Annotated in this window: 18 protein-coding genes and 1 tRNA gene; 12 read left to right on the top strand and 7 right to left on the bottom strand. The window is 59.8% G+C overall.

All coding sequences use genetic code 11. From position 1 onward, the window contains the following. Positions 1–11 precede the first annotated feature (11 nt). The 8 genes from xdhA to AC2FJ6_RS05675 all read left to right on the top strand — a co-directional run bounded on the left by xdhA (position 12) and on the right by AC2FJ6_RS05675 (position 11,303). Entirely contained in the window at positions 12–1,409 is a 1,398-nt protein-coding gene (xdhA, locus tag AC2FJ6_RS05710) for a xanthine dehydrogenase small subunit (protein WP_170768974.1), read from the top strand. Then, entirely contained in the window at positions 1,406–3,808 is a 2,403-nt protein-coding gene (gene xdhB, locus AC2FJ6_RS05705) for a xanthine dehydrogenase molybdopterin binding subunit (RefSeq protein ID WP_170768973.1), read from the top strand. Before xdhA ends, xdhB begins: the two co-directional genes overlap by 4 nt. Next, entirely contained in the window at positions 3,808–4,743 is a 936-nt protein-coding gene (gene xdhC, locus AC2FJ6_RS05700) for a xanthine dehydrogenase accessory protein XdhC (RefSeq protein WP_496668644.1), read from the top strand. Before xdhB ends, xdhC begins: the two co-directional genes overlap by 1 nt. Continuing rightward, a complete protein-coding gene (locus AC2FJ6_RS05695) occupies positions 4,740–6,257 on the top strand; it encodes an ABC transporter ATP-binding protein (RefSeq protein ID WP_496668642.1) in 1,518 nt (505 codons plus the stop codon). Before xdhC ends, AC2FJ6_RS05695 begins: the two co-directional genes overlap by 4 nt. Positions 6,258–6,319: 62 nt before the next feature. Beyond that, entirely contained in the window at positions 6,320–7,402 is a 1,083-nt protein-coding gene (locus AC2FJ6_RS05690; protein ID WP_170768970.1) for an ABC transporter permease, read from the top strand. 1 nt (position 7,403) lies between these two features. Next, positions 7,404–8,324, top strand: coding sequence for an ABC transporter permease (locus AC2FJ6_RS05685; protein WP_170768969.1), 921 nt, complete (start codon positions 7,404–7,406; stop codon positions 8,322–8,324). Between the two features lie 32 nt (positions 8,325–8,356). Further along, the gene (locus AC2FJ6_RS05680; protein ID WP_170768968.1) at positions 8,357–9,430 is read left to right on the top strand and encodes a BMP family ABC transporter substrate-binding protein; all 1,074 of its coding nucleotides are present in this window, start codon (positions 8,357–8,359) and stop codon (positions 9,428–9,430) included. A 118-nt stretch (positions 9,431–9,548) separates the two neighbouring features. Next, a complete protein-coding gene (locus AC2FJ6_RS05675) occupies positions 9,549–11,303 on the top strand; it encodes an adenylate/guanylate cyclase domain-containing protein (protein ID WP_170768967.1) in 1,755 nt (584 codons plus the stop codon). Between the two features lie 27 nt (positions 11,304–11,330). Here the strand turns inward: AC2FJ6_RS05675 and AC2FJ6_RS05670 are convergent, their stop codons facing one another. Continuing rightward, positions 11,331–12,563, bottom strand: a complete 1,233-nt coding sequence (locus tag AC2FJ6_RS05670) for an HlyD family secretion protein (RefSeq protein ID WP_170768966.1) — start codon at positions 12,561–12,563, stop codon at positions 11,331–11,333. A gap of 3 nt (positions 12,564–12,566) precedes the next feature. Further along, positions 12,567–12,935 (bottom strand): hypothetical protein, encoded by a 369-nt coding sequence (locus AC2FJ6_RS05665; RefSeq protein ID WP_170769817.1) that lies wholly within the window; start codon positions 12,933–12,935, stop codon positions 12,567–12,569. Positions 12,936–13,077: 142 nt separating this feature from the next. On the opposite strand from AC2FJ6_RS05665, the gene AC2FJ6_RS05660 reads away from it, so the two are divergent. Together AC2FJ6_RS05660 and AC2FJ6_RS05655 are read left to right on the top strand one after the other, a co-directional pair. Continuing rightward, positions 13,078–14,151, top strand: coding sequence for an NAD(P)/FAD-dependent oxidoreductase (locus AC2FJ6_RS05660; RefSeq protein ID WP_170768965.1), 1,074 nt, complete (start codon positions 13,078–13,080; stop codon positions 14,149–14,151). After that, positions 14,148–14,801, top strand: coding sequence for a DUF938 domain-containing protein (locus AC2FJ6_RS05655; RefSeq protein WP_170768964.1), 654 nt, complete (start codon positions 14,148–14,150; stop codon positions 14,799–14,801). Before AC2FJ6_RS05660 ends, AC2FJ6_RS05655 begins: the two co-directional genes overlap by 4 nt. A gap of 351 nt (positions 14,802–15,152) precedes the next feature. Here AC2FJ6_RS05655 and AC2FJ6_RS05650 read toward each other — a convergent pair whose 3' ends face one another. From AC2FJ6_RS05650 to AC2FJ6_RS05635, 4 genes are all read right to left on the bottom strand, one after another. Continuing rightward, positions 15,153–17,660, bottom strand: coding sequence for a GcvT family protein (locus AC2FJ6_RS05650; protein WP_170768963.1), 2,508 nt, complete (start codon positions 17,658–17,660; stop codon positions 15,153–15,155). Positions 17,661–17,797: 137 nt separating this feature from the next. Beyond that, positions 17,798–19,195 carry an FAD-binding oxidoreductase gene (locus AC2FJ6_RS05645; protein WP_496668640.1) on the bottom strand — a complete coding sequence of 466 codons (1,398 nt, stop codon included), beginning with the start codon at positions 19,193–19,195 and terminating at the stop codon, positions 17,798–17,800. 27 nt (positions 19,196–19,222) lie between these two features. Next, positions 19,223–21,016 (bottom strand): gamma-glutamyltransferase, encoded by a 1,794-nt coding sequence (gene ggt / locus AC2FJ6_RS05640; protein ID WP_480875689.1) that lies wholly within the window; start codon positions 21,014–21,016, stop codon positions 19,223–19,225. 45 nt (positions 21,017–21,061) lie between these two features. After that, complete coding sequence (locus AC2FJ6_RS05635; RefSeq protein ID WP_170787414.1) at positions 21,062–22,048, bottom strand: 2-hydroxyacid dehydrogenase; 987 nt, start codon at positions 22,046–22,048, stop codon at positions 21,062–21,064. Between the two features lie 179 nt (positions 22,049–22,227). Between AC2FJ6_RS05635 and AC2FJ6_RS05630 the strand changes: the two genes are divergently transcribed. Beyond that, positions 22,228–22,707 (top strand): SH3 domain-containing protein, encoded by a 480-nt coding sequence (locus AC2FJ6_RS05630; protein ID WP_237217116.1) that lies wholly within the window; start codon positions 22,228–22,230, stop codon positions 22,705–22,707. Between the two features lie 2 nt (positions 22,708–22,709). Here AC2FJ6_RS05630 and AC2FJ6_RS05625 read toward each other — a convergent pair whose 3' ends face one another. Next, on the bottom strand, positions 22,710–23,618 hold the full coding sequence (locus tag AC2FJ6_RS05625; RefSeq protein ID WP_170768959.1) for a haloalkane dehalogenase: 909 nt from the start codon (positions 23,616–23,618) through the stop codon (positions 22,710–22,712). 303 nt (positions 23,619–23,921) lie between these two features. On the opposite strand from AC2FJ6_RS05625, the gene AC2FJ6_RS05620 reads away from it, so the two are divergent. Beyond that, positions 23,922–23,996 (top strand) — tRNA-Gln (locus AC2FJ6_RS05620). The last annotated feature ends 60 nt before the right edge of the window (positions 23,997–24,056 follow it).

The following is a 24,056-nucleotide window of genomic DNA, read 5'->3' as shown; positions in this document are numbered from 1 at the left end:
GGGTTTCTCGAATGAACATCACGTTTCTTCTGAACGGAGAGACAGTGGAGCTGGCGGACGTCAATCCGACGGCAACTCTGCTGGACTGGCTGCGCGAGGATCGCGGCCTGACCGGCACTAAGGAAGGCTGCAACGAAGGTGACTGCGGGGCCTGCACCGTCATGGTCACGGATGAAGGTTCCAGCAAAGCACTGAATGCCTGCATCCTATTCCTGCCACAACTACACGGCAAAGCCATCCGCACCATCGAGGGCGCAAACGGCCCCGACCAGCAGGCTCACCCCGTGCAACAGGCCATGATCGACCTACACGGTTCACAATGTGGCTTTTGCACCCCCGGCTTTGTCATGTCGATGGTCGCGGGCCACACCAATGGCGTCACCGACCACGACACCCAGCTTGCGGGTAATCTCTGCCGTTGCACTGGCTACGCCCCCATCATCCGCGCGGCCCAAGCCGCCGAATCCCAGCCAGTCCCAGCATGGGTTAAAGACGACCAATCCTTCTCTTGTTCAAAAATACCTCGGGGGGAGGCCGCAGGCCGGGGGGCGGAGCCCCCCTTGCTCCCCACCTCATCCGACGAACTGGCCGCGATCTATGCACAAAATCCCAACGCCACGCTCATCGCGGGCGCAACCGATGTGGGCCTCTGGGTCACAAAACAACTGCGCGACCTGGATCCGGTCATCTTCCTGAGCCGCTGCGACGACCTGAAAAACATCGCCATCACCAATGACGAAGTCCACATCGGCGCCATGGTCGACATGAACCGCATGTGCGACACGTTGACAGACCTCCATCCCTCTTACGCCGAGATGATCCGGCGTTATGCCAGCGTTCAGGTCCGCCACGCCGCAACCGTGGGCGGCAATATCGCCAATGGCTCACCGATCGGAGACAACCCGCCCGCCCTGATCGCATTGGGTGCAACCCTGCATCTGCGCAAAGGCGACACTCGCCGTCAGATCCCGTTGGAAGATTTCTTCATCGACTACGGCAAACAAGACCGCGCGCCCGGAGAATTCGTCGAAGCCGTCAGCTTCCCCCGCCAACCGGACCGGCTGAAAACCTACAAACTCAGCAAACGGTTCGATCAGGACATTTCAGCCGTCTGCGGCTGTTTCAACATCACCGTCACGGACGACACCGTCACCCAGGCGCGGATCGCGTTTGGCGGCATGGCGGGCACTCCGAAGCGGGCCACCCATGTCGAGGCCGCATTGATCGGCAAACCCTGGACCGCTGCGACCATTCAGGCCGCGCTGCCCGCCTTTGCTGACGATTACCAACCACTCACGGATATGCGCGCCTCGGCCACCTATCGTCTGGAAACCGCCAAAGCGATGCTGGAGCGGTATTTCCTTGAAGATCGGGGCGAAGTGACCGACGTACTCAAGGTGACGGCATGAGCGTGACCAAACCCCTCCCCCATGACGCAGCCCCGCTGCATGTCGCAGGTGCCGCGCGCTATGTGGATGACATCCCAACGCCCAAGGGCACGCTGCATCTGGCCTTTGGCCTCAGCCCGATTGCCAAGGGCACGATCACCACGATGGACCTGTCGGCAGTAAAAGCCGCCAAGGGTGTGGTGCAAGTGATGACGGCGGATGATCTGCCTTTTACCAATGATGTCTCGCCCTCGATCCATGATGAGCCGCTGCTGTCGGACGGCACGGTTCATTATATCGGCCAGCCCGTGTTTCTGGTGGTGGCGACCAGCCATCTGGCCGCTCGCAAGGCTGCACGGCTGGGCAAGATTGACTATGCCGAAGACACACCGATCCTGACCATCGAACAGGCTCTGGCCGCTGACAGCCGGTTCGAGGACGGCCCCCGCATCTATGCCAAGGGCGATGCAGACGTGGCGATCGCGTCGGCCCCCCACGTGATCGAAGGTTCCTTTGAACTCGGCGGGCAGGAACATTTTTATTTGGAAGGCCAGGCCGCTCTGGCCTTGCCGAATGAGGGCGCGGACATGCTGGTCCACAGCTCGACCCAACACCCGACCGAGATTCAGCATAAAGTAGCCGATGCCTTGGGTGTGCCCATGCACGCCGTACGGGTTGAAACTCGCCGCATGGGCGGAGGGTTCGGCGGCAAGGAAAGTCAGGGCAACGCTCTGGCCGTCGCCTGCGCCATCGCCGCCCGCGCCACCGGCAAGGCCTGCAAGATGCGTTATGACCGCGATGATGACATGATCATCACCGGCAAGCGCCACGCCTTCCGCATTGCCTACAAGGCTGGGTTTGATGAGAACGGCCATGTTCAGGGTGTCTCCTTCCACCATTACGTCATCTGTGGCTGGGCGCAGGACCTGTCGCTGCCCGTCGCTGACCGCGCGATGCTGCATTCCGACAATGCCTATCTGCTGCCGAATGCCCGGATTGAAAGCCATCGACTGAAAACCAACACCCAATCCGCCACAGCCTATCGCGGGTTCGGCGGCCCTCAGGGCATGGTCGGGATCGAACGCGTGATGGATCACGCCGCGCACGTGCTTGGGCTGGACCCGGTCGAGCTGCGTCGCCGCAATTACTATGAGCCCGCGCATAACGTGGCCGATCAACCGCTGCATAAAACACAGCTGGGCCACCCCGACCCGCATGAAGACCTGACCAGTCGCGGCGCGGTGGAAACCGGGAACGCCCCCCTTCGTCCCCTACCTGCCGGCGGAAACACCACGCCTTACGATATGGAGGTCAGCGATTTCGAACTGCACGGCATGACCGAAGCACTTCTGACATCCAGCGACTATGCCGTCCGCAAGACCGCCATTGCTGAATGGAACGCAAAGAACCGGGTGATAAAGAAGGGTATCGCCTTCTCGCCGGTCAAATTCGGGATTTCCTTTACGCTGACCCACCTCAATCAGGCGGGCGCACTGGTGCATGTGTATCAGGATGGCTCGGTCCACCTGAACCATGGCGGGACCGAGATGGGACAGGGCCTGTTCCAAAAGGTCGCGCAAGTGGCCGCATCGCGGTTCGGCATTCCGCTGGAGTTGGTCAAGATCACCGCCACCGACACCGCCAAGGTGCCGAACACCTCGGCTACGGCGGCGTCTTCGGGCAGTGACCTGAACGGGATGGCTGTCAAAGCCGCCTGCGACACGATCCGCGACCGGATGGCGGACCATCTGGCCGAACGGCATCAGGCTGATCCATCGGCGGTCACGTTCGCGGATGGGCACGTCTCGGTCGGCGCAGAACGCTATACCTTCGCCGAAGCCGCTGCTCTGGCCTATCAGGGCCGTATCAGCCTGTCCGCCACGGGGTTCTACAAAACCCCCAAGATCGAATGGGACCGGATCGCAGGCCGGGGCCGACCGTTTTTCTACTTCGCCTATGGCGCGTCCGTCACCGAGGTGGCGGTGAACACGCTGACCGGTGAAAACCGCATCCTGCGTACCGATATCCTTCACGATGCAGGCGCCTCGCTGAACCCGGCGCTGGATATCGGGCAGGTCGAAGGCGGCTATGTGCAGGGCGCAGGCTGGCTGACGACCGAGGAACTGGTCTGGGACGGCAAGGGCAACCTGCGCACCCACGCGCCCTCGACCTATAAAATCCCGGCCTGTTCCGACCGGCCCGATATCTTCAACGTGGCGCTGTGGGATGGCGAGAACCGCGAGGACACGATCTATCGCTCGAAAGCGGTGGGAGAGCCGCCCTTCATGCTGGGTATCTCGGCTTGGCTGGCCCTGTCGAATGCGGTGGCAGCCTGCGGTGACGCTTACCCCGCTTTGGATGCGCCCGCTACTGCCGAAGAGGTCTGGCACGGCGTCCAGCGGATGAAAGGGGGCATCTAATGGGATTTGATCTTGAGGCTTTGAGGGAGGCGGTCAATACCCACGGACGCGTGGTCCGCGTGGTCATCACCGTGATCAAGGGCTCGTCCCCGCGTGAGGTCGGTACCGCCATGCTGGTCTGGGAAGGCGGACAAAGCGGCACAATCGGTGGCGGCACGTTGGAATATCAGGCTGCGCAGGCGGCAAGGTCGCAGGCCGCGCCGGCGCGGCTGACCCATCACGCGCTGGGTCCTGACATGGGTCAATGCTGTGGCGGCGCGGTTTCGCTGCTCAGTGAAGTCTATGATCAAAAAGCGGTAAATGCGCTGGACGATACCGTCATCGCGCGATCTCCGACCGGCGGCGACATGCCGTTGTCGGTCAAACGGCTGCTGGCCGAGGCGCGCGGTCAGGGCATTGCGCCCGAGCCACAACTGCTGGACGGCTGGATGGTCGAGCCGGTTCATCAACCAACCCGCAACTTCTGGATTTGGGGTGCGGGTCATGTCGGGCGGGCGCTGGTCGACGTGTTGGCCCCCCTGCCCGATCTGGCGATCACATGGGTCGATACGGGGCCTGAGCGATTTCCCGACAATATTCCTGCGAGCGTCACACCAGTTCCAGCAGCCAAACCTGCCGAGCTTGTCCGCCACGCCCCGCAGGACGCTGAACATCTTGTGCTGACATATTCGCACAATCTGGACCTTGAGCTGTGCAATCGACTGTTGACGCGTGGTTTTGGGTTTGCTGGCTTGATTGGCTCCGCTACGAAATGGGCGCGATTCCGGTCGCGGCTGGCGGCCCTCGGGCATTCCCCCGAACGGATCAGTCGGATCACTTGCCCAATCGGCGACCCCGCCTTGGGCAAACACCCGCAGATGATCGCCGTCGGCGTCGCTGCGCAGCTTCTGCGCCCTGCCCGACAAACCGAGTTGAAGAAGGACCTGAGCGCGTGACCACTCCACTATTAAGTCTGCAAGGGCTAACCAAGGCTTATCCTGGCGTCGTGGCCAATGATCAGGTGTCCTTCGATATCGGCGAAGGCGAAGTACACGCCCTGCTGGGCGAAAACGGCGCAGGCAAGTCCACACTGGTAAAAATGATTTATGGGCTGGTGAAACCCGATAGCGGCACGATGCTGCTGCGCGGCCAGCCGTTCGCCCCGCCCGAACCGCGCGCGGCCCGCGCCGATGGGATCGCGATGGTGTTCCAGCATTTCTCGTTGTTTGACGCGTTGAACGTGGCCGAGAATATCGCGTTGGGAATGGAGAACCCGCCGCCCATGGGCGATCTGGCCGCACGTATCCGCGAAGTGTCCGAAACCTATGGCCTGCCGCTGGACCCGTATCGCACGGTGGGCGACCTGTCCGCAGGCGAACGCCAGCGGGTCGAGATCATCCGTTGCCTGCTGCAGGACCCCAAACTGCTGATCATGGACGAGCCAACATCGGTTTTGACCCCACAAGAGGTCGATATCTTGTTTGAAACACTGAACAAATTACGCGCCGAAGGTACCTCGATCCTGTATATCTCGCATAAGCTGGAAGAGATCCGCACGCTGTGCGACCACGCGACAATCCTGCGTCTGGGCAAGAACGTGGGCGAGTGTGTTCCCTCTGAGACCTCGGCGCGGGACATGGCCGAGATGATGGTGGGTTCGACCCTGCAAACACCGGAACGGTCAGGGCGGGATTTTGGCGAAGTTGCTCTGGATGTCAGCGGGCTGTCGGTACCGTCTCCGTCGGAATTCGGTACCGCGCTGCGCAATGTTCACATGACCGTTCGCAAGGGCGAGGTTCTGGGCATCGGCGGCGTCGCAGGCAACGGGCAGGATGAATTGCTGGGGGTGCTGTCGGGCGAAATCCCGACTGCGGCCGATGCGATCAAGTTCAACGGCCAGCCGATTGGCAAGCTGGGCCCCACCGCGCGGCGCATGCTCGGTGTGCTGACCGCGCCCGAGGAGCGGCTGGGCCACGCCGCAGCGCCTGATATGAGCCTGACGGAAAACGCCTTGCTGACAGGATCCGTCCGCGAAGGGTTGGAAAATAATGGCTTCCTGAAATGGGCCGAAACCAAAAGCTTTGCCGAGAAAATCATCAGCGCCTTTGACGTCCGCACGCCTGGCCCCGAGAACGCGGCGCGGTCTTTGTCGGGTGGGAACCTGCAGAAATTCGTAATTGGGCGCGAGGTGTTGCAAAACCCCGATGTGCTGGTGGTGAACCAGCCCACATGGGGCGTGGATGCCGCCGCCGCAGCCTCCATCCGGCAGGCCATTCTGGATTTGGCGGCAAAGGGGACAGCGGTGATCTGCATTTCGCAGGATCTGGACGAGTTGATGGAGATCTCCGACAGCTTTGCGGCGCTGAACGAAGGCCGCCTGAGTGCGCCGCGAGAAACCACCGGTCTGACGGTCGATGAGATCGGCCTGATGATGGGCGGTGCTCATGGCATGGAGGTGGCGCATGTGTAAGCCGTGGAACCGTCTCCGGCGGCCGTATTTGGAACGAGAAGAAGACCTGGGGGTTTGAGCAGATGATTGTGTTGGAGAAACGGCCTCAGCCGTCGAAAGCGTGGTCATATGCGACCCCTCTGGTCGCGGTGGTGGCAACGATGGTGTTTGGCGGTTTGCTGTTCGCCCTGCTGGGCAAGAACCCGGTCGAGGCCATCGGCACCATATTCTGGGAGCCTCTGTTCGGAGAGTTCGCATTCTACTACCGCCCGCAATTGCTGGTGAAGGGCGCGCCTTTGGTGTTGATCGCCATCGGTTTGTCGCTGGGGTTTCGGGCAGGGATCTGGAACATTGGGGCCGAGGGTCAGTACATCATGGGCGCCATCTTTGGCGCCGGTGCGGGTTTGGCCTTTTACCCGCTGGAGGCGTTCTACATCTTTCCTATCATGGTGATTGCGGGCGCGTTCGGGGGCTGGCTGTGGGCGATGATCCCGGCCTTTCTGAAGGTACGTTTTGGCACCAATGAAATCCTCGTGTCGCTGATGCTGGTCTATGTGGCCGAACAGATGCTGGCCTCGGTCTCGCTTGGATTGCTGAAGAACCCCGAAGGATTCGGCTTTCCCGGCTCGCGCAACCTGCAGTCCTATGACAGCGCCCACAATGCCGAGCTGATTGCCGGATCGGGGATGCATTGGGGCGTGGTGACGGCGCTGATTGCAGTGATCTTTGCCTATGTTCTGTTGAACCGACACATGCTGGGCTTTCATATCCGCCTGACGGGCGAGGCCCCGCGTGCAGCTAAATTCGCAGGCGTCAATCCGGCACGGCTGATCCTGTTCTGCCTGGGTCTGTCGGGCATGTTGGCCGGGTTGGCGGGTATGTTCGAGGTGTCCGGCCCTGCCGGTCAGGTCAGCATCGACTTTAACGTGGGCTATGGCTTTACCGCCATCATCGTGGCCTTCCTTGGCCGCCTGCATCCGGTGGGCATTCTGCTGGCCGGCTTCCTGATGGCGCTGACCTATATCGGTGGTGAAATCGCGCAATCCCAACTGGGCTTGCCTGCCGCTGCCATCCAGGTGTTTCAGGGGATGCTTTTGTTCTTCCTGCTGGCCTTTGATCTTCTAACAAACTTCCGCATCCGTGCGGCCCGTAGCGAGGTAGCGTGATATGGACCTTGGTGAAATCAATCCCGTCCTTCTGGTCGCCTCGCTAATGGTGGCCGCAACCCCCCTGCTGCTGGCCGCGATCGGAGAACTGGTCGTTGAAAAAGCAGGAGTTCTGAACCTTGGCGTCGAGGGCATGATGATCGTCGGCGCGATCAGCGGCTTTGCGATCTCGGTCGAGACCGGCTCACCTTGGCTGGGGTTCATCGCATCCGCTATCGGCGGCGCGGTGCTGTCGCTGCTATTCGTTCTGCTGACGCAGGTAGCACTGGCCAATCAGGTGGCCAGCGGCTTGGCTCTGACGCTGTTTGGTCTGGGCTTCAGCGCCCTGTTGGGACAAAGCTATGTGGGGATCAAGCCCCCCAGCATGGGCGACATTCATATCCCGGTGATCAGCGATATTCCGGTGATCGGCCCGATCCTGTTCCAGCATGACCCGATCCTTTATGTAGGCATCGCGCTCACGGCCGCTGTCTGGGCCACGCTGAAATATACGCGCGTCGGCCTAATCTTGCGCGCCGTGGGCGAAAACCACGATGCGGCGCATGCGCTTGGCTACAAAGTAATCAAGATCCGCATTATGGCGATCCTGTTCGGCGGGGCCTGTGCCGGGCTGGGCGGAGCCTACATCAGCCTAATCCGCGTGCCGCAATGGACCGAGGGCATGACTGCCGGTGTCGGCTGGATTGCGCTTGCGCTGGTGGTCTTCGCCAGTTGGAAGCCATGGCGCGCCTTGCTGGGTGCCTATTTGTTTGGCGGTATCACCGTGTTGCAGCTGAATTTGCAGGCAGCGGGCGTTGCCATTCCGGTCGAGTATCTGGCAATGTCGCCCTACATCATCACGATCCTTGTGCTTGTGATCCTTTCGGCCGACAAGAGCAGCGCACCTGCCGCATTGGGCCGAACCTTCCATGCCTCGCACTAGGGGCCAACTAAAACCAACTTGGAGAGTAACACATGAAATTCACCACTCTACTGACAAGCGCCGCCGTGGCGCTGGGTCTGGCCACGGGGGCCATGGCCGAAGACAAAACCAAGGTCGGCTTTGTCTATGTCGGCCCCGTCGGCGATGGCGGCTGGACATATGAGCATGACAAGGGCCGTCAGGCGGTCGAAAAGCACTTTGGCGACAAGGTCGAGACCGTGTTCGTTGAATCCGTCCCCGAAGGCCCGGATGCTGAACGTGTGATGACCCAGATGGCGCTGGAAGGCGCAGATCTGATCTTTACCACCTCGTTCGGCTACATGGACCCCACCATCAACGTGGCCAAGAAATTCCCGAACGTGAAGTTCGAACACGCGACCGGATATAAGACCGCTCCTAACGTCTCGGCATATTCGGCACGTTTCTATGAGGGCCGCGCGGTGCAGGGTCACATCGCGGGCAAAATGACCAAGTCGAACATCATCGGCTATATCGGGTCCTACCCAATCCCCGAAGTGATCCGTGGCATCAACTCGGCCTATATCCACGCCAAGAAGGTGAACCCGGATGTCGAATTCAAGATCGTCTGGGCCTACACTTGGTTCGACCCGGCGAAAGAGGCTGATGCCGCCACCGTTCTGATCGAACAGGGTGCCGACGTGATCCTGCAACACACCGACTCGACCGCGCCGCAGGCGGCCGCGCAAGAGGCAGGTAATGTTGTCACTTTTGGCCAAGCCTCGGACATGAGCGAATACGCCCCCTTCCCGCGTGTTTCGTCGATCATCGACAACTGGGCACCTTACTATATCGCCCGCACGCAGGCTGTCATGGATGGCTCGTGGGAGACCGTAAGCACCTGGGACGGCATCAAAGAAGGCATGGTTGAGATCGGTGAGATTTCCGACGCCGTACCTGCCGACGTCAAGGAAGAGGCGCTGGCCTTGAAAGCCGCGATGGCCGCAGGCGAATACCACCCCTTCACCGGCCCGCTGAAGAAGCAGGACGGCAGCGACTGGCTGGCGGATGGCGAAACCGCTGATGACGGTACGCTGGCAGGCATGAACTTCTACGTCGAAGGCTTGGACGGCGAGATCCCGCAATAAGTCACGCGTAAATAGCATTAGACAAAGCCCGCCTCGTTTGGCGGGCTTTTTTCTTGTCATGCATTCATGGCGCAAACCGCGTAAGATTGCCCAAGGCACGGCTTGCGAGGGACCGCCGATGGACGATTTTCTGGACGGCAAACGACGTGCCGCCATTCTGGCCATGGATGTGCTGGGCTACGCCCATCTGACTGAAACCGATGAGGTCGGAACCCTGCGCGCTGTACGCCATCTGCGGAACGCGATCATCTCGCCCGCGCTGGAACAAAATCAGGGACGATTGGTCAAAACGATGGGCGACGGATTTCTGGCCGAATTCCCGGAGCCTGACACCGCGCTGACCGCTGCGATGCGGATTCAGACCGAGGCCGCAGCGCAGGCTCGGCAGCAGCCGCCAGACGCGCGCATCCTGCTGCGCATTGGGGCTCATCTTGGGGATGTGTTCGTTGACGATCAGGACATTCTGGGGGACGGCGTCAATATTGCCGCCCGATTGGAAGGCCTTTGCGACGCCGGAGGGCTGGCCGCCTCGCAGGCATTCGTCGATGCGCTGCCGCAGGGCAAAACAAAAGACCTGACACATGATGGCCAACATCAGCTCAAAAACATTTCGCGCCCTCTGACCGTGTTTCGCTGGCAGGCTGCGGGGACGTCGCCCGCGCCGTCCCGACCCGTGATCCGAACAGGTCCACCGACCCTTGCGGTATTGCCTTTCCAGAACCACTCCCCCGATCCCGAACATGCCTTTTTCGCCGAAGGGTTGGCCGAAGACATCATCTCGGGGTTGCAACAGATGGGCCGGGTGCCGGTTGTCTCGGGCGCGTCCAGCCTGTCGCTGAACCCGGAACTGAGCGTCGAGGACGCTGCGCGGGTCTTGGGGGCGCAGTATCTTGTGACCGGAACATTGCGCCGGTCGGGCCAGCGGGTGCGGGTGACGGTGGAATATATCGAGGGAACAACTGGTCTTGCCCTCTGGTCCGAAAAATACGACCGGCCGTTCGAAGACGTGTTCGAGATTCAGGACGACATCACCTTGCGTGTCGTCACCGCATTGGACACCGAGCTGGTCGAGGGAGAGATCGACCGCATTCGCCGTAAACGCCCCGACCATCTGGGGGCGTGGGAAAGGTACCTGCGGGGGATGTCGGGACTTAGAAAGCCGGGGCTGGAAGATTTGCAAGCGGCACAGGTTGAGTTTCAGGCCGCTGTGGCACTGGATGAAGACTATGGTGATGCCTGGGCGGGGCTGGGATGGGCCTATCTCAAGGAATATGGGTTTGGTGCGTCCGAGCGTTCAAAGGACGTGTTGGCCAAGGGAGTGGCCGCTGCGCAAAAAGGGTTGGAACTGGCCAATAAATCTCCGTTTGCGCATTATGTGATGTCGACAGCCTATGTCTGGCAGGGAGAGAAGGCGTTAAGCCTGAAGGAATTGGAATACGCGATCCGCCTAAACCCCTTTTTTACACGCGCTAAACTGGCCTATTTCAACCGGTCCGAACTTGCCGATCCCAGTATCGGCCCACAGGCAGCCGAGGAAATACGCAAGGCTCTGGCCTTGTCTCCGCGGGAACCGGACCGGGGGTTCTATTTCTGGGCAATTGCCCGGATGTATCTGGTTGCGGGTGAAAATATCGAAGCGTTGGACTGGGCAGATCGTGCCGTCAATGTGCGCCCCAACGATCCCAACATGCTGTATCGCCGCGCCATCTGCCTTGCTGCCTTGGACCGCGTGGATGAAGCACAGGAGGCTCTGGCCGCCTGCGAAGGCCTGTCCGAGGGCTATGTCGACCGGATGCGGGACTGGCGGCCCTACGACGACGCCCGTAACGACAAGGTTTTTGCGGGGCTGCACCGCAACGGTCTGGCCGTATAACGTGCACCCGGCCAGACCAAGTTGAAATCAGTGCCCGCTCAGCACCAACGTGTTCACCGGCATCAGGATCAACCGCAGGCGCAAGCCCGCCGCATGAACCACTCCAATTGTATCAACCACGTGCAAGAACGCCGCGTGCCAGAAGCCGAGATCCTCATGTTCCAGCCGTTCATGATTGCTGGTATAGACATTCGCCAAACAGTTGCTGCCCGGAGGAATGTCGTCAGCCATCCCTTTATACAACGGCTCCATATAGACCAGAATGGACCCCGGATTTGTATTGGTCTGCACATCGCGCAGTTCATCCGAAGGGCGGAGTTGCCCTGATGGGATCACGTCCTGCACATCGACCACAACCATAGGAATGACCGTAAAAGGCTTGGTCATGCAGCCCAGTTCGCCCACCATGCCCGGCTTGATTACCTGGGCCGCCATCTGGTTGAACGCCGCCTGAAACCGGTCATGACCCGAATGCGACGGCACCAGAATTCCCGCAGGCCGCAGCAAAGGGCTGACAAAATCGCCAACTTGCAGGCCGAATTGTTCGATCCGGCCCGTCACGCCCGCGGCAACCACTGTCTTGTCCAGCTCGGTCAGGGCGGCGTCCAGTTGCGCATTTGCACTGGCCAGCTGCGCCGGGATCAGCTCTTCGATCTGTTGCACAACCGCGGCCCGTTGCGCCTCGGCCGCCACCAGCTTGGCTTCGCGTTCGGCGACGATGTTTTCCAGCCGGTCGATCTCGGCCAGACGCACGGCGCTGGATCCCTCGTCGCGCAGCGTGGTGTTGCGCTCAAGGTCTTCAATCGCCTGATCCAATGAGGCTTTGGCACCCGCAATCCCGGCGGTTGCTTCGGCCAGGTCTGTCTCGGCCACTTTCAACGAGGCCTGAACCTGCGCGATCTGCGCATGAGCAGCCTCGACCATCGCCGTTTGGGTAAAATCCTCCATTCGGAAGATCGGCTGACCTGCGACCACCTGCTGGTTGTTGGACACATAGACCTCGGACACGCGCCCTCCCAGTTGCGGCAGGATCGTCACGGTGCGGAAATAGGACGCTGCCGTCCGGCTGGCCGGGTGAAAGTAAAACAGCGTCGTGATCACCGTCAGTGCCAGAATGGCACAGGTCGTCAGCCCCCAGCGCAGCTCGTACCACATGGTGAACAGCGTAATTTCATGGCCTATCCGTTTGCCCTGCACGTAACGACGGAACAGAAAATCAGGCAGCACCGTGATCAGTGCACACATCAGTGTTTCAAGCATGCCTTATTGCTCCTGATGTTCCGCCCGAGGAGGCGTGGCTGGGTCTTGCGCTTGCGGACCCAACGATCGGATCGCATCTGCGATGGCCCGCAAAGGGGCACCAATGTCAGGGAACTGGAATCCGGCAACCAGAATGGCAGCAATCCAAAACAGACCATTATGAGTAAACAGCGCAAGAAGCGCTAGAATACCAACCAGTTGGAACTGGGGGTGGTTGGATTCATGTGCGATTTTTTCTGGGATCGAATGCAGGGTGAAATATCCCACCCCAATCAAAATGATCACTCCAACCGTAAAAATGAACATAAACGTTAAAAGAAAGTCGCTGCCATCGGCCTGGGTCACGTAGGACGGTATATGTCCCGTGGCCATCGGGTGTAAGTTATCGCCAGTCACCCTATCCTCCTATATCAATGGGGCATTCTTTGTATGGGTTGAGGTGCAATTTCAACCCTGCTTGTAGATCGGCAGCAAACCTTGTGTACTTCGCCCCGCACTCTGCGAAGAGAGGGATATGATAGATTTCCTAGTCATCGGTGGCGGTATCGCCGGGCTCAGCGCTGGCGCGCGCCTGTCAGCCCATGGACGGGTTGTGGTTTTGGAGGCCGAAGACGCCCTGGGCTATCACGCGTCGGGGCGTTCAGCCGCACTATTTGAAGAGAATTACGGCCCAGAGTCTGTCGTTGCCTTGAACCGGGCCAGCGCCAGCTTTCTGAAGACCGACAAGGGTGGTTATCTGACACCGCGTGGCCTGATGCTGGTGGGTCGAGCAGATCAAGCCCTGCAAATGTCCAATGATACCGCATCCTTGAACATGCATCCCATATCAATTGCCGAAGCTGTGAATCGAATCCCAATCCTCAACGCTGACGCCGTTCGCTTTGCAGCGATCAGCGACGCCGCGTTCGACATCGATACCGACCGTCTTATGCAGAGCTTTGCACAAGCGATCCGACGCAATGGCGGAGACATTCTGACGAAATCCCGCGTCACCGCGCTGCGCCGGGATCGAAACTGGATTGTCGAGGCCAACGGCAGCTTTGAAGCTCGCGTAATTGTCAACGCAGCCGGGCCGTGGGTGGACCAGGTCGCGGCATTGGCAGGGATCGAACCGATCGGGATATCTCCACTACGTCGATCGATGGCGCGTCTTCCCGCGCCGGGCGGTCATGATTTGCGAGATTGGCCAATGCTGCTGGGTGCTGGGGAAAGCTGGTACGCAAAGCCCGATGCTGGGAAATTGATCGTCTCGCCATCCGAGGCTGACCCGGTACCACCGCAAGACGCTTATGCCGACGACTTGGTCTTGGCGGAAGGGCTTGCGCGCTATGAAGAAATGGTGACCGAAGCCGTCACGCGGGTCGAGACAAACTGGGCGGGGCTACGCAGTTTTGCGCCTGATGGGACGCTGGTTCTGGGACCGGACCCGATCGAACCCAATTTTATCTGGTCGGCTGGCCAGGGTGGCTACGGGTTTCAAACGGCGGCGGCCGCGTCTAAATTAGTTGCCGACTTGGCAATCGGCGCACCGCCGGAACTGGACGCGGAAATTGTGAACGCCCTTAAACCCGACAGGCTGCGACAATGAGCAAACGAACCCTTCCTCCTAACGCCAGCGTTGCAACTCAGGTCGAGGGCGCCCGAATGGTCGCGCCTGCTGCGACCCGCAATGCAGATGTGCTCTGCGATCTGCTGGCGCAATGGGCCCCTGACAGCGGGAACGCATTGGAAATTGCCAGCGGGACAGGCCAGCATGTGAGCGCCTTTGCCCAGCGACTGCCCGGCCTGACCTGGCACCCGACTGAGATCGACCCCGACCGCCGCGCCAGCATCAATACATACGCGGTCGAGCAAGAGAACATCAAAGTCGCCGCCACTCTGGACGCCACGGCGGAGGGATGGCATCGAGAATTTGGCGGCAAGGATCTTATCGTCCTGATTAATCTGACCCATCTTATCAGCTGGGTTGAAACCTGCACGATTCTAACTGAGGTTTCAAAGGCACTGGAGCCTAAAGGGCGATTTATCCTATACGGTCCTTTCATGCGCGCGGGCAAATTGACCAGCGATGGTGATCAACGGTTTCACCAGGCCCTGGTCCAACAAGACCCCGAGATCGGCTATAAGAATGACTCCGAAATTGCCGCGTATATGCAGGCCCGAGGTCTAACGATTCTCAAAACATCAGAGATGCCCGCAAACAATATCGCTTTCATTGCGGAAAACTCGGGCACTTGATGAGAATAAGTTCTCTGCCAAGGATGGGCCCTATCCAATCCATCTTCGGAAACCACGTAATATTTCTCCCCGGAGATGCGCCACGAAAACCTGCTTAAGCAGGTTTGCCTCCGGCGGAGGTATTTTTGAACAGAAGAAGTAACGGGTCGTTAACTCTGATGAGCAATAGTGATTTTGCGGTACAGGCGGAGGCGCCGTTGGCCGTAACAGGAGAAGGCCCCCCTAGCCAAAAGCAGGGGGGCTGGATCATGTCACCAGCCCCCGCTTCTTCTGTTTGAAAATACCTCCGCCGGAGGCATGGGCCGCCTTAGGCGGCCCATTTTGGAGCCCCGCCTAAAGCTAAGCTCAGAATCAACCGTCTTTACGGATCGTTTCGTTCTTAGGATCATAGGGGCTGTCACAAGTCACAACCGCATCCCAAAGCTTGTCCTGAATTTTGACTTGTAGCTTGGTGCCTTCAACTGCCAGCTCGGGGGGCACATAGCCCATGCCGATCGATTTCTCGAAGGCCACCGAATACCCGCCCGAGGTCAAACGACCCACGCGCGCGCCTTCCGGCGTATAGAGCGCTTCGCGACCCCACGGGTCAGCATCGTCTGGTCCGTCGATCAGCAGTGTGCAGCACTTTACGCGCACGCCGGTCTCTTCCAGCTTGGTTTTGCCGTAGAAGTCTTTCGACAGGTCGACAAAGCGCGGCAGATCGGCCTCGAGGGGGGTCGCGTCGCGGCCCAGTTCGGTGCCGAAGGCGCGATAGGATTTCTCCTGACGCAGCCAGTTCTGCGCGCGGGCACCAACCAGCTTCATACCGTGTTTCTCACCAGCCTTTTCCAACAGATCGAACAAATAGTTCTGCATTTCGATCGGGTGGTGCAGTTCCCAACCCAGCTCACCGGTATAGGCCACACGGATGGCGTTCACGGGGCACATGCCCAGTTCGATCTGACGGGCCGACAGCCATGGGAAGCGCTTGTTGGACAGTGCGGTTTCCGGATCGGCGTCTTTGATGACCGCTTTCAGGACATCACGCGACTTGGGTCCGGCGATGGCGAAGACACCCCACTGAGTGGTCACATCCTGTATCTCGATATACCCAAACTCCTCCATCTTGTCCTCGGCCGCTTTTCGCAGATAGTCCGCGTCATACTCGGTCCAGGCACCTGCGGAGACGATGTAGTAGTGATTCTCGCCATTGCGGACGATGGTGTATTCAGTGCGGGTGGTCCCATGCGAGGTCAGCGCGTAGGTCAGGTTGATGCGACCGACCTTGGGCAGCTTGTTACAGGTGAACCAATCCAGAAACTGGGTCGCGCCGGGGCCTTTGACGACATGCTTGGTGAAGGCCGACGCGTCGATCAGGCCAACGCCTTCGCGGATCGCTTTGGCCTCTTCCACAGCGTGTTTCCACCAACCACCGCGACGGAAGCTGCGGCTTTCCTTGTCGAAGTTATCCGGCGCATCGACGGGGCCAAAATAGTTCGGACGTTCCCAGCCGTTCACCCAGCCGAATTGTGCGCCACGCGCTTTCTGGCGGTCATAGGCCGGAACAGTACGCAGCGGACGGCAGGCTTCGCGCTCTTCGTCGGGGTGGTGCAGGATGTAGACGTGCTCGTAGCATTCTTCGTTCTTGCGCGCCGCGAATTCGGTGGTCATCCAGTTCGACGAATACCGTTTGGGGTCCAGCGAGGCCATGTCGATCTCGGCTTCGCCGTCAACCATCATCTGCGCCAGATAATAGCCGGTGCCGCCTGCAGCAGTGATCCCGAACGAGAAGCCCTCGGCCAGCCACATGTTGCGCAGGCCCGGAGCGGGGCCAACCAGCGGGTTGCCATCAGGCGTATAGCAGATCGGGCCGTTGAAATCGTCTTTCAGGCCGGATTCGGCGCAAGAGGGTACACGCTCGGCCATCGCCATGTACTGGTCGGCAATCCGGTCGATATCCAGCGGGAACAGGTCCGCGCGGAAGCTGTCCGGCACACCATATTCGAACTGTGCGGGCGCGCCGTGTTCGTAGATGCCCAGAATCCAGCCACCACGTTCCTCGCGCGCATAAGACTCGTTGTCGGCGTCACGGACGACGGGATGCTCGGGGTTGCCTGCTTCGCGCCATTTGACCAGTTCGGGATCTTTGTCCATGACGATGAAGGTGTGCTCGACCGGGATGGCGGGCATCTTGATACCCAGCATTTTGGCGGTGCGCTGTGCGTGGTTGCCCGAGGCGGTCACGACATGCTCGGCTGTGATGACAACCTGCTCGTCGGACGGAACAAGGTTGCCGCCCTTTTCGACCATCTTGGTGCAGGTGACTTCCCAATGGGTGCCGTTCCAGTGGAACGCGTCAGCCTGCATCTTGCGCACGATATCAACACCGCGCTGACGGGCACCCTTGGCCATCGCCTGCGTTACGTCTGCGGGGTTAATATAGCCATCTTCAGTGTGATAGATCGCACCTTTCAGATCGCCGGTTTCGATCAGCGGCCAGCGTTCCTTGATCTGTTCGGGTGTGAGCCATTCATAGGCTACATCGCAGGTCTCGGCGGTCGAGGCATAGAGCATGTATTCGTCCATACGCTCTTGCGTCTGCGCCATGCGCAGGTTGCCGACCACGGCAAAGCCAGCATTCAAGCCAGTCTCTTCCTCAAGTGTCTTGTAGAAATCGACCGAGTATTTGTGGATGTGGGTTGTCGCGTAGGACATGTTGAACAGTGGCAGCAGGCCAGCCGCGTGCCAAGTGGAGCCCGAGGTCAGCTCGTCACGTTCGATCAGCATCACATCGTCCCAGCCTGCCTTGGCAAGGTGGTATGCAATCGAGGTCCCGACGGCACCACCGCCAACGACCAGTGCTTTGACTTGGGTTTTCATTCGCCCGTTCTCCGGATTGAGTCTAATTTGCAAGGTTTATGCCCAAGCCCGAGGCCTAAGCGCCAAGTCCAGCCGACGCAAAAAAGTGCAAAACCGACTTTTGGCGTCAGCAATCGCTCAAATGACAGTGAAAGCCGCTACAGGATCTTGCCGGGGTTCATGATATTGTCCGGGTCGAGCGCCACCTTGATCGCCGCCATATAGCGGGTTGCGTCCCCCAGCTCCTTGATCAGATAGGGGCGTTTGCCCTGCCCTATTCCATGCTCGCCGGTGCAGGTGCCGTCCATCGAAATGGCCAATTCATTCAACCAGCCGACAAACTGATCGGCATTGGCCACCTCGTCGGCGTTTTCCATATCGATCAGCAACAAGGTATGGAAATTCCCGTCCCCGACATGGCCGACCATAGGCGCGATCAACCCAAGTTCCTCTGCCTTGTTTTGTGTGGCGGTGACACATTCGGCCAAACGCGAAATGGGCACGCAAACATCGGTTGAAATCCCGCGTGCATCCGGACGCAGCTGCAGACAAGCCCAATAGATGTCGTGCCGCGCCTGCCACAGCTTACTGCGTTCCTCAGTGGTCGAGGTTGCCGCAAAATCGGTACCGCCGAATTCTTCGGCAATCTGACCGAAGGTTTCTGCCTGCTCGATCGCGCCGTTTTCCGAGCCATGGAATTCGAGCAAAAGAAGTGGCGTTTCGGGCAATGTCAGATTGGAATAGGCATTGGCCGCCTTTACCGACATTTCGTCCAGCAACTCGATCCGGGCCACGGGAACGCCGTATTGGATGGTCATCATCACCGCCTGGCAAGCCGCATCCACGGTTGGAAAGGAACAGCGCGCCGAAGAAATCGCCTCGGGGATGCCTTGCAGCCGCAAAGTTATTTCCGTGATGACCCCTAGCGTCCCCTCGGCCCCTATCAACAACCGCGTTAGGTCGTACCCGGCCGAGGATTTCTTGGCCCGTTGCCCGGTGCGAATGATCCGCCCGTCCGGCATCACCGCCTCGAGGCTGAGGACATTGTCCTTCATCGTGCCATAGCGCACTGCATTCGTCCCTGAAGCCCGCGTTGACGCCATCCCCCCCAATGAGGCATTGGCGCCGGGGTCGATGGGGAAGAACAACCCCTGATCGCGAAGATGCGTGTTCAGATCCTCACGCGTGACGCCGGGCTGCACGACACAGTCCAGATCACTGGCATTCACGGTCAGAACCTTGTTCATCTGGGTCAGGTCGACCGAGATACCCCCTGCCGGCGCATTTACATGCCCTTCGAGCGAGGTACCCGTGCCAAAGGCGATCACCGGCACTTTGTGCGTGGCGCAGGTTTTGACGATCTCGGACACTTCTGCGGTGGTCTGAGGAAACACCACAGCGTCCGGGGCCTGATTTTCAATCCAGGTCGTCGTATGCCCATGCTGTTCCCGAATGGCCTGGCCGGTTTGCAGGCGGTCGCCGAATTTCTGCTTTAGAACGCCTATGACCGTTTCGATCCCAGCCTCGTTCCGAGGCAAAGCGACTGCCTGCACCATACTGTTCCTCCCCCCTGATCGCCGGGGCTATTCGCCCAGCGCAATTCCTTCGCGACGTGGATCTGCGCCGCCGATCAGGACATCCCCGATCTCAATCGCGTGCAGGCCCGAGGTCAGATCCCGTGGATTGACCTCATACCCAAGCGCAGTCAACTGATCTGCATACCCTTCGGCCGCTGTTCCCAGCTCAACATCATAAGTCCCGAACCGGTTGACCAGATGCGGCAGGGACAGAGCCTGCTGCACGTCCATATCCCAATCCGCCCACGCGATGATCGACTTGGCCACATAGCCAATGATCCGGCTGCCGCCCGGAGAGCCAATAGCCAGAACAGGCGCGCCGTCCTGCATCACGATTGTCGGGCTCATCGACGAACGCGGGCGCTTGCCGGGTTCCAACCGGTTGGCAATTGGCACGCCATCGCGATGCGTCTTGAATGAGAAATCGGTCAATTCGTTGTTCAGCAGAAACCCGTTGGACATCAATCGAGAGCCAAAGCCGTTCTCGATCGTGGTCGTCATGGACAGGACGTTGCCATATTGATCGACAATCGAGATATGCGAGGTCGACGGCAATTCCAGAGATTCATCATCCGCCCAGTTTGATGCATGATCGAAGGCCGGGTTGCCCGGCGCCACGTCGATCAAGGCTTCGCTCTCATTCAACAGACCGCCACGCTCGGACAGATAAGACGGGTCAACAAGCCCGTTGGTCGGCATCGGGACAAAGTCGTGATCAGCCATGTACCGCCCCCGGTCGGCAAAAGCCAAGCGCGAGGCATCGCCGATCAGCCGCCAGCTTTGAACATCTTCCGGTCCCATGGCCGCCAGACCATAACCATCCAGCATGCCCAAAATCTGCCCAACTGTCAGCGCGCCCGAAGAGGGCGGCCCCATGCCGCAGATCTCGTAGGCACGATAGGCGGCACAGACCGGCTCGCGCTCGATCACCTGATACAGGGCCAGGTCAATGCCCGATAGCACACCGGGGTTTCCTTCCGCCCCACGCACCGTGCTGACGATCCCTGCTGCGATCTCGCCACCGTAGAACCCTGCCGCGCCTTCGCTGGCCAAAGTGCGCAGTGTTTCCGCATAGTCGGGGTTCATCAGGCGCTGACCCTGCTCTAACGGCTTGCCATCAGGCAGGAAATATTCCGCCGTCACAGGGAAGCGCGACAACCGTTCGGCGTCCTTTTCGACCAGCCCCGCCAGTCGTGGAGAAACCAGAAATCCGTCCTCGGCCAGCGCAATCCCATCCGCAAACAGGCTGGGCCACGGGCTTCGACCCCAGCGGCGATGCGCCTCTTCTAACAGGGCTGGCGTTCCCGGTGTTCCAACGGACAGTCCCCCGACTACAGCATCGAAGAATTTCAGGGGTTCGCCATTTTCGTCGTGGAACAGCCGGTGAGTGGCCTCAAGCGGGGCTGTCTCGCGCCCGTCCAGCGTGGTCATCTTGCCAGTCGCGGCATCATACCAGACCAGAAACGCGCCACCGCCCAGACCAGAGGATTGCGGCTCGACCAGGCCTAGCACCACCTGAACCGCGACCATCGCATCCGCAGCCGACCCCCCTGCCCGCAGCACCTTGGCCCCGGCCTCAACCGCCAACGGGTTGGCCGCTGCAACCATCCAGTTCTGCGCAGTGACCGGCTTGCCCTCCATCTTCGCCTCAAGCGCGGCAATGACCTCGGCGGTCAGGCCTTGAACCTGGCCTACGGACCCGCCTTCGGGCGAAACCGCGTCGGCAGCCTCCTGCGCGAAAACCGGTGACGCAAAGGCCAAAGCCGACAGGAACAAGCCGGAAATCAGACGTCGTTTCATAGTATCCTCCTGAAAAATTGATACCCGGCCAGTCGGCCGTGCCGATTAAAGCATGGCAGGAACCACCTGATCCGGTGGGCGGTGCCCATCTTCGAATGTTTTGATATTAATGATAACTTTTTCGCCCATCTCGATCCGACCCTCCAGCGTGGCGGACCCCATATGGGGCAACAGAACCACGTTGGGCAACTGTCGCAATCGCGGGTTCACGTCGGTGCCGTGTTCGTAGACGTCCAGACCTGCCCCTGCGATCTCACCAGCGCGGATCTGCCGGGTCAGCGCGTTTTCGTCTATCACCTCGCCCCGCGAGGTATTCACGATCACGGCCGAGGGTTTCATCAACTTCAGCCGCCGCGCGTTCATCAGGTGAAAAGTCGAGGGCGTGGACGGACAGTTGATCGAAATCACGTCCATACGCGCAACCATCTGGTCCAGGCTTTCCCAATAGGTCGCCTCAAGCGCCTGTTCCGTCTCAGCGCGCAGCCTGCGGCGATTGTGATAATGCACCTGCATTCCAAAAGCGCTGGCGCGACGCGCCACGGCCTGACCGATCCGGCCCATGCCAAGAATACCCAGCCGACGTCCGCCGATCCGGCCACCCAGCAAGGCGGTCGGGGCCCAGCCTTCCCACTCGCCCTTTTGCATGGTTGTCAGGCCTTCGGGGATACGACGGGTCACGGCGAGGATCAGCGCCATCGTCATATCCGCCGTGTCATCGGTCAGCACACCGGGCGTGTTGGAGACAAGGATGCCCCGCTGACGCGCGGTGGCCACATCAATATTATCGACGCCAGCGCCATAGTTCGCGATCAGCCGCAGGTTTTCACCCGCCTGCCCCAGCACCCCGCCATCAATCGTATCGGTAACGGTGGGAACCAGCACATCCGCCGTTTTGACCGCTGCGACCAGCTCATCCCGCGTCATTGGGGCGTCGTCGTCGCGCAGCTTTACATCGAACAACTCGCTCAACCGCGTTTCCACCGCCTCGGGCAACCGTCGCGTTACGACAACACTCAGACGTTCTCTTGGCACCTGTGCACTCCCACTGCTTTGCAAACCTGCGCGCGCCATGTCATCGTGGCGCAGGAAAAGGCGGGGCACAAGAACCCCATGGCATTGAACCAAGCTTTTTTCGCAACAAGATCAACAGGCACAAGAGCAGGCAGTCCGTGAGAGGTTTTCTACCCCTAAAGCGCCGTTTAGCGTCGGTGTTGAGCGTTTTTCTGATCTCGACCGGAGGTCTGGCCGCCAGCGCGCAGGACAAGCGCGGTCCGGTCACGAATCTGCCGCTGCCACGCTATGTCTCGATGAAGGCGGCCGAGGGCAATGTGCGGCGCGGGCCCTCCCTGACTCATCGAATCGACTGGGTGTTCAAGCGGCGCGGCATGCCGCTGCAAATCACCGCCGAATATGGCAACTGGCGCAGGGTTCAGGACCGTGACGGCGCTGGAGGCTGGGTGCACTACGCCCTGTTATCCGGTGCGCGCACCGTTCTGATCGAAACGGATATGTTGCCGGTCTATGCCAACCCCAGTTCCAGCGCTCAGATCAGCGCGCAATTCGAATCCGGCGTAGTTGCGCGCCTGGGCAGCTGCACATTGGACTGGTGCCATGTCTCGGCCGGAGGGCACCGTGGCTGGACGCTGAAATCCAACCTCTGGGGCGTCGACCCCGAAGAAGTTCGGGAATAGCGTCAGGACGTTCGGGCGATGAAATCGCAGGTCAGATCGACCAGTTCCGCCCCGACATCTTCCTGCAGAAAATGACCGGCGTCCGGCAGGATTGTGTGGGGCTGCCCCTTGGCCCCCGGACAGAGCCGCTGAAACACCGTATCTATCCCAGCCATGACCTTGTCATCCGCCCCAAAAGCCGTCAACACCGGGGTCTGCAAAGTGCGGATAAGAGCCCAGGCTTTTCTGTTTGGCTCAGCCTCAGGATCGTCCTGCGATGCTGGCACCAACATCGGGAACTGCCGCGCCCCGGCCTTATAGCTTTCGTCCGGGAATGGCGCGTCATAGGCGGCAATCGTGTCGTCTGACATCGGCTTTTGCGTACCGCCTTTCAAGATCCCCCCCGCCGGGAACACGGGAACCTCCTGGCTGAATTTACGCCAGTTTTCGAATGCCTCTCCCATCGGCTGATCGCCGGTAGGCAGGGCCGTGTTGGCAACCACGATACGGGCAAAGCGGTCCGGCATCTCGGCCCAAAGGCGCAATCCGATCAACCCGCCCCAATCCTGACAGACCAGAGTGATATTCGTCAGATCCACCCCGCGCAGCCAGTCCCCCATCCACGACACGTGGCGCGCATAGGTGTAATCCGAGCGCTCGGTCGGTTTGTCAGACCGACCAAACCCGACCAAATCCGGCGCAACCGCCCGATGTCCGCGCGCGACAAAGCCTTTGATCATGTGACGATAGAGGAAAGACCAGCTTGGTTCGCCATGCATCATCAGAACAGGGTTGGCGTCCGCTGGACCTTCGTCCACATGGTGGATCCGAAGTTCTCCGCCTTCGGTATCATCGACCATCGAATAATGCGGTTCGAAATCGTAACCTTCCAGAGATTGGAACCGCTCGTCCGGCGTGCGTAGAAACTTCATTTCCGGTCTATCCTTTTGCAATTTCACTGGCCTGGCCGAGTGCCAGTCTTCGCGATCCCGGCGCGCCAAAACCCCCTGGGAAACTTACCGCAGAATCGTACCAACGACATCTACTTGAAACAAGCAACCTGCGCCGCCGACGTTTTCTTGGTAAACCGCGAAATGACCGGCACGGAAAAGCAACTCAAAGCTATGTTTCCAACGGTTACATATCTTGGCAAACTTTTTTTCTGACTGCGTTCATATTTTTGCGGGAAAGGGCTTGAACCCCCCAAACAACAATCGTAGATAGCGCCTCACCGTTGGGGTGTAGCCAAGTGGTAAGGCAGCGGTTTTTGGTACCGTGTATCGTAGGTTCGAATCCTACCACCCCAGCCAGCTCATCAGAACATGGAACGACTGTAGGCGCTTGGGGCTAAACCCTCCGAGAAATGCCCC

It is taken from the genome of Ruegeria sp. CDSA089, from assembly GCF_059612205.1.
The sequence above is the reverse complement of the archived record's forward strand: the minus strand, read 5'-3'. Positions and strand labels throughout refer to the sequence as shown.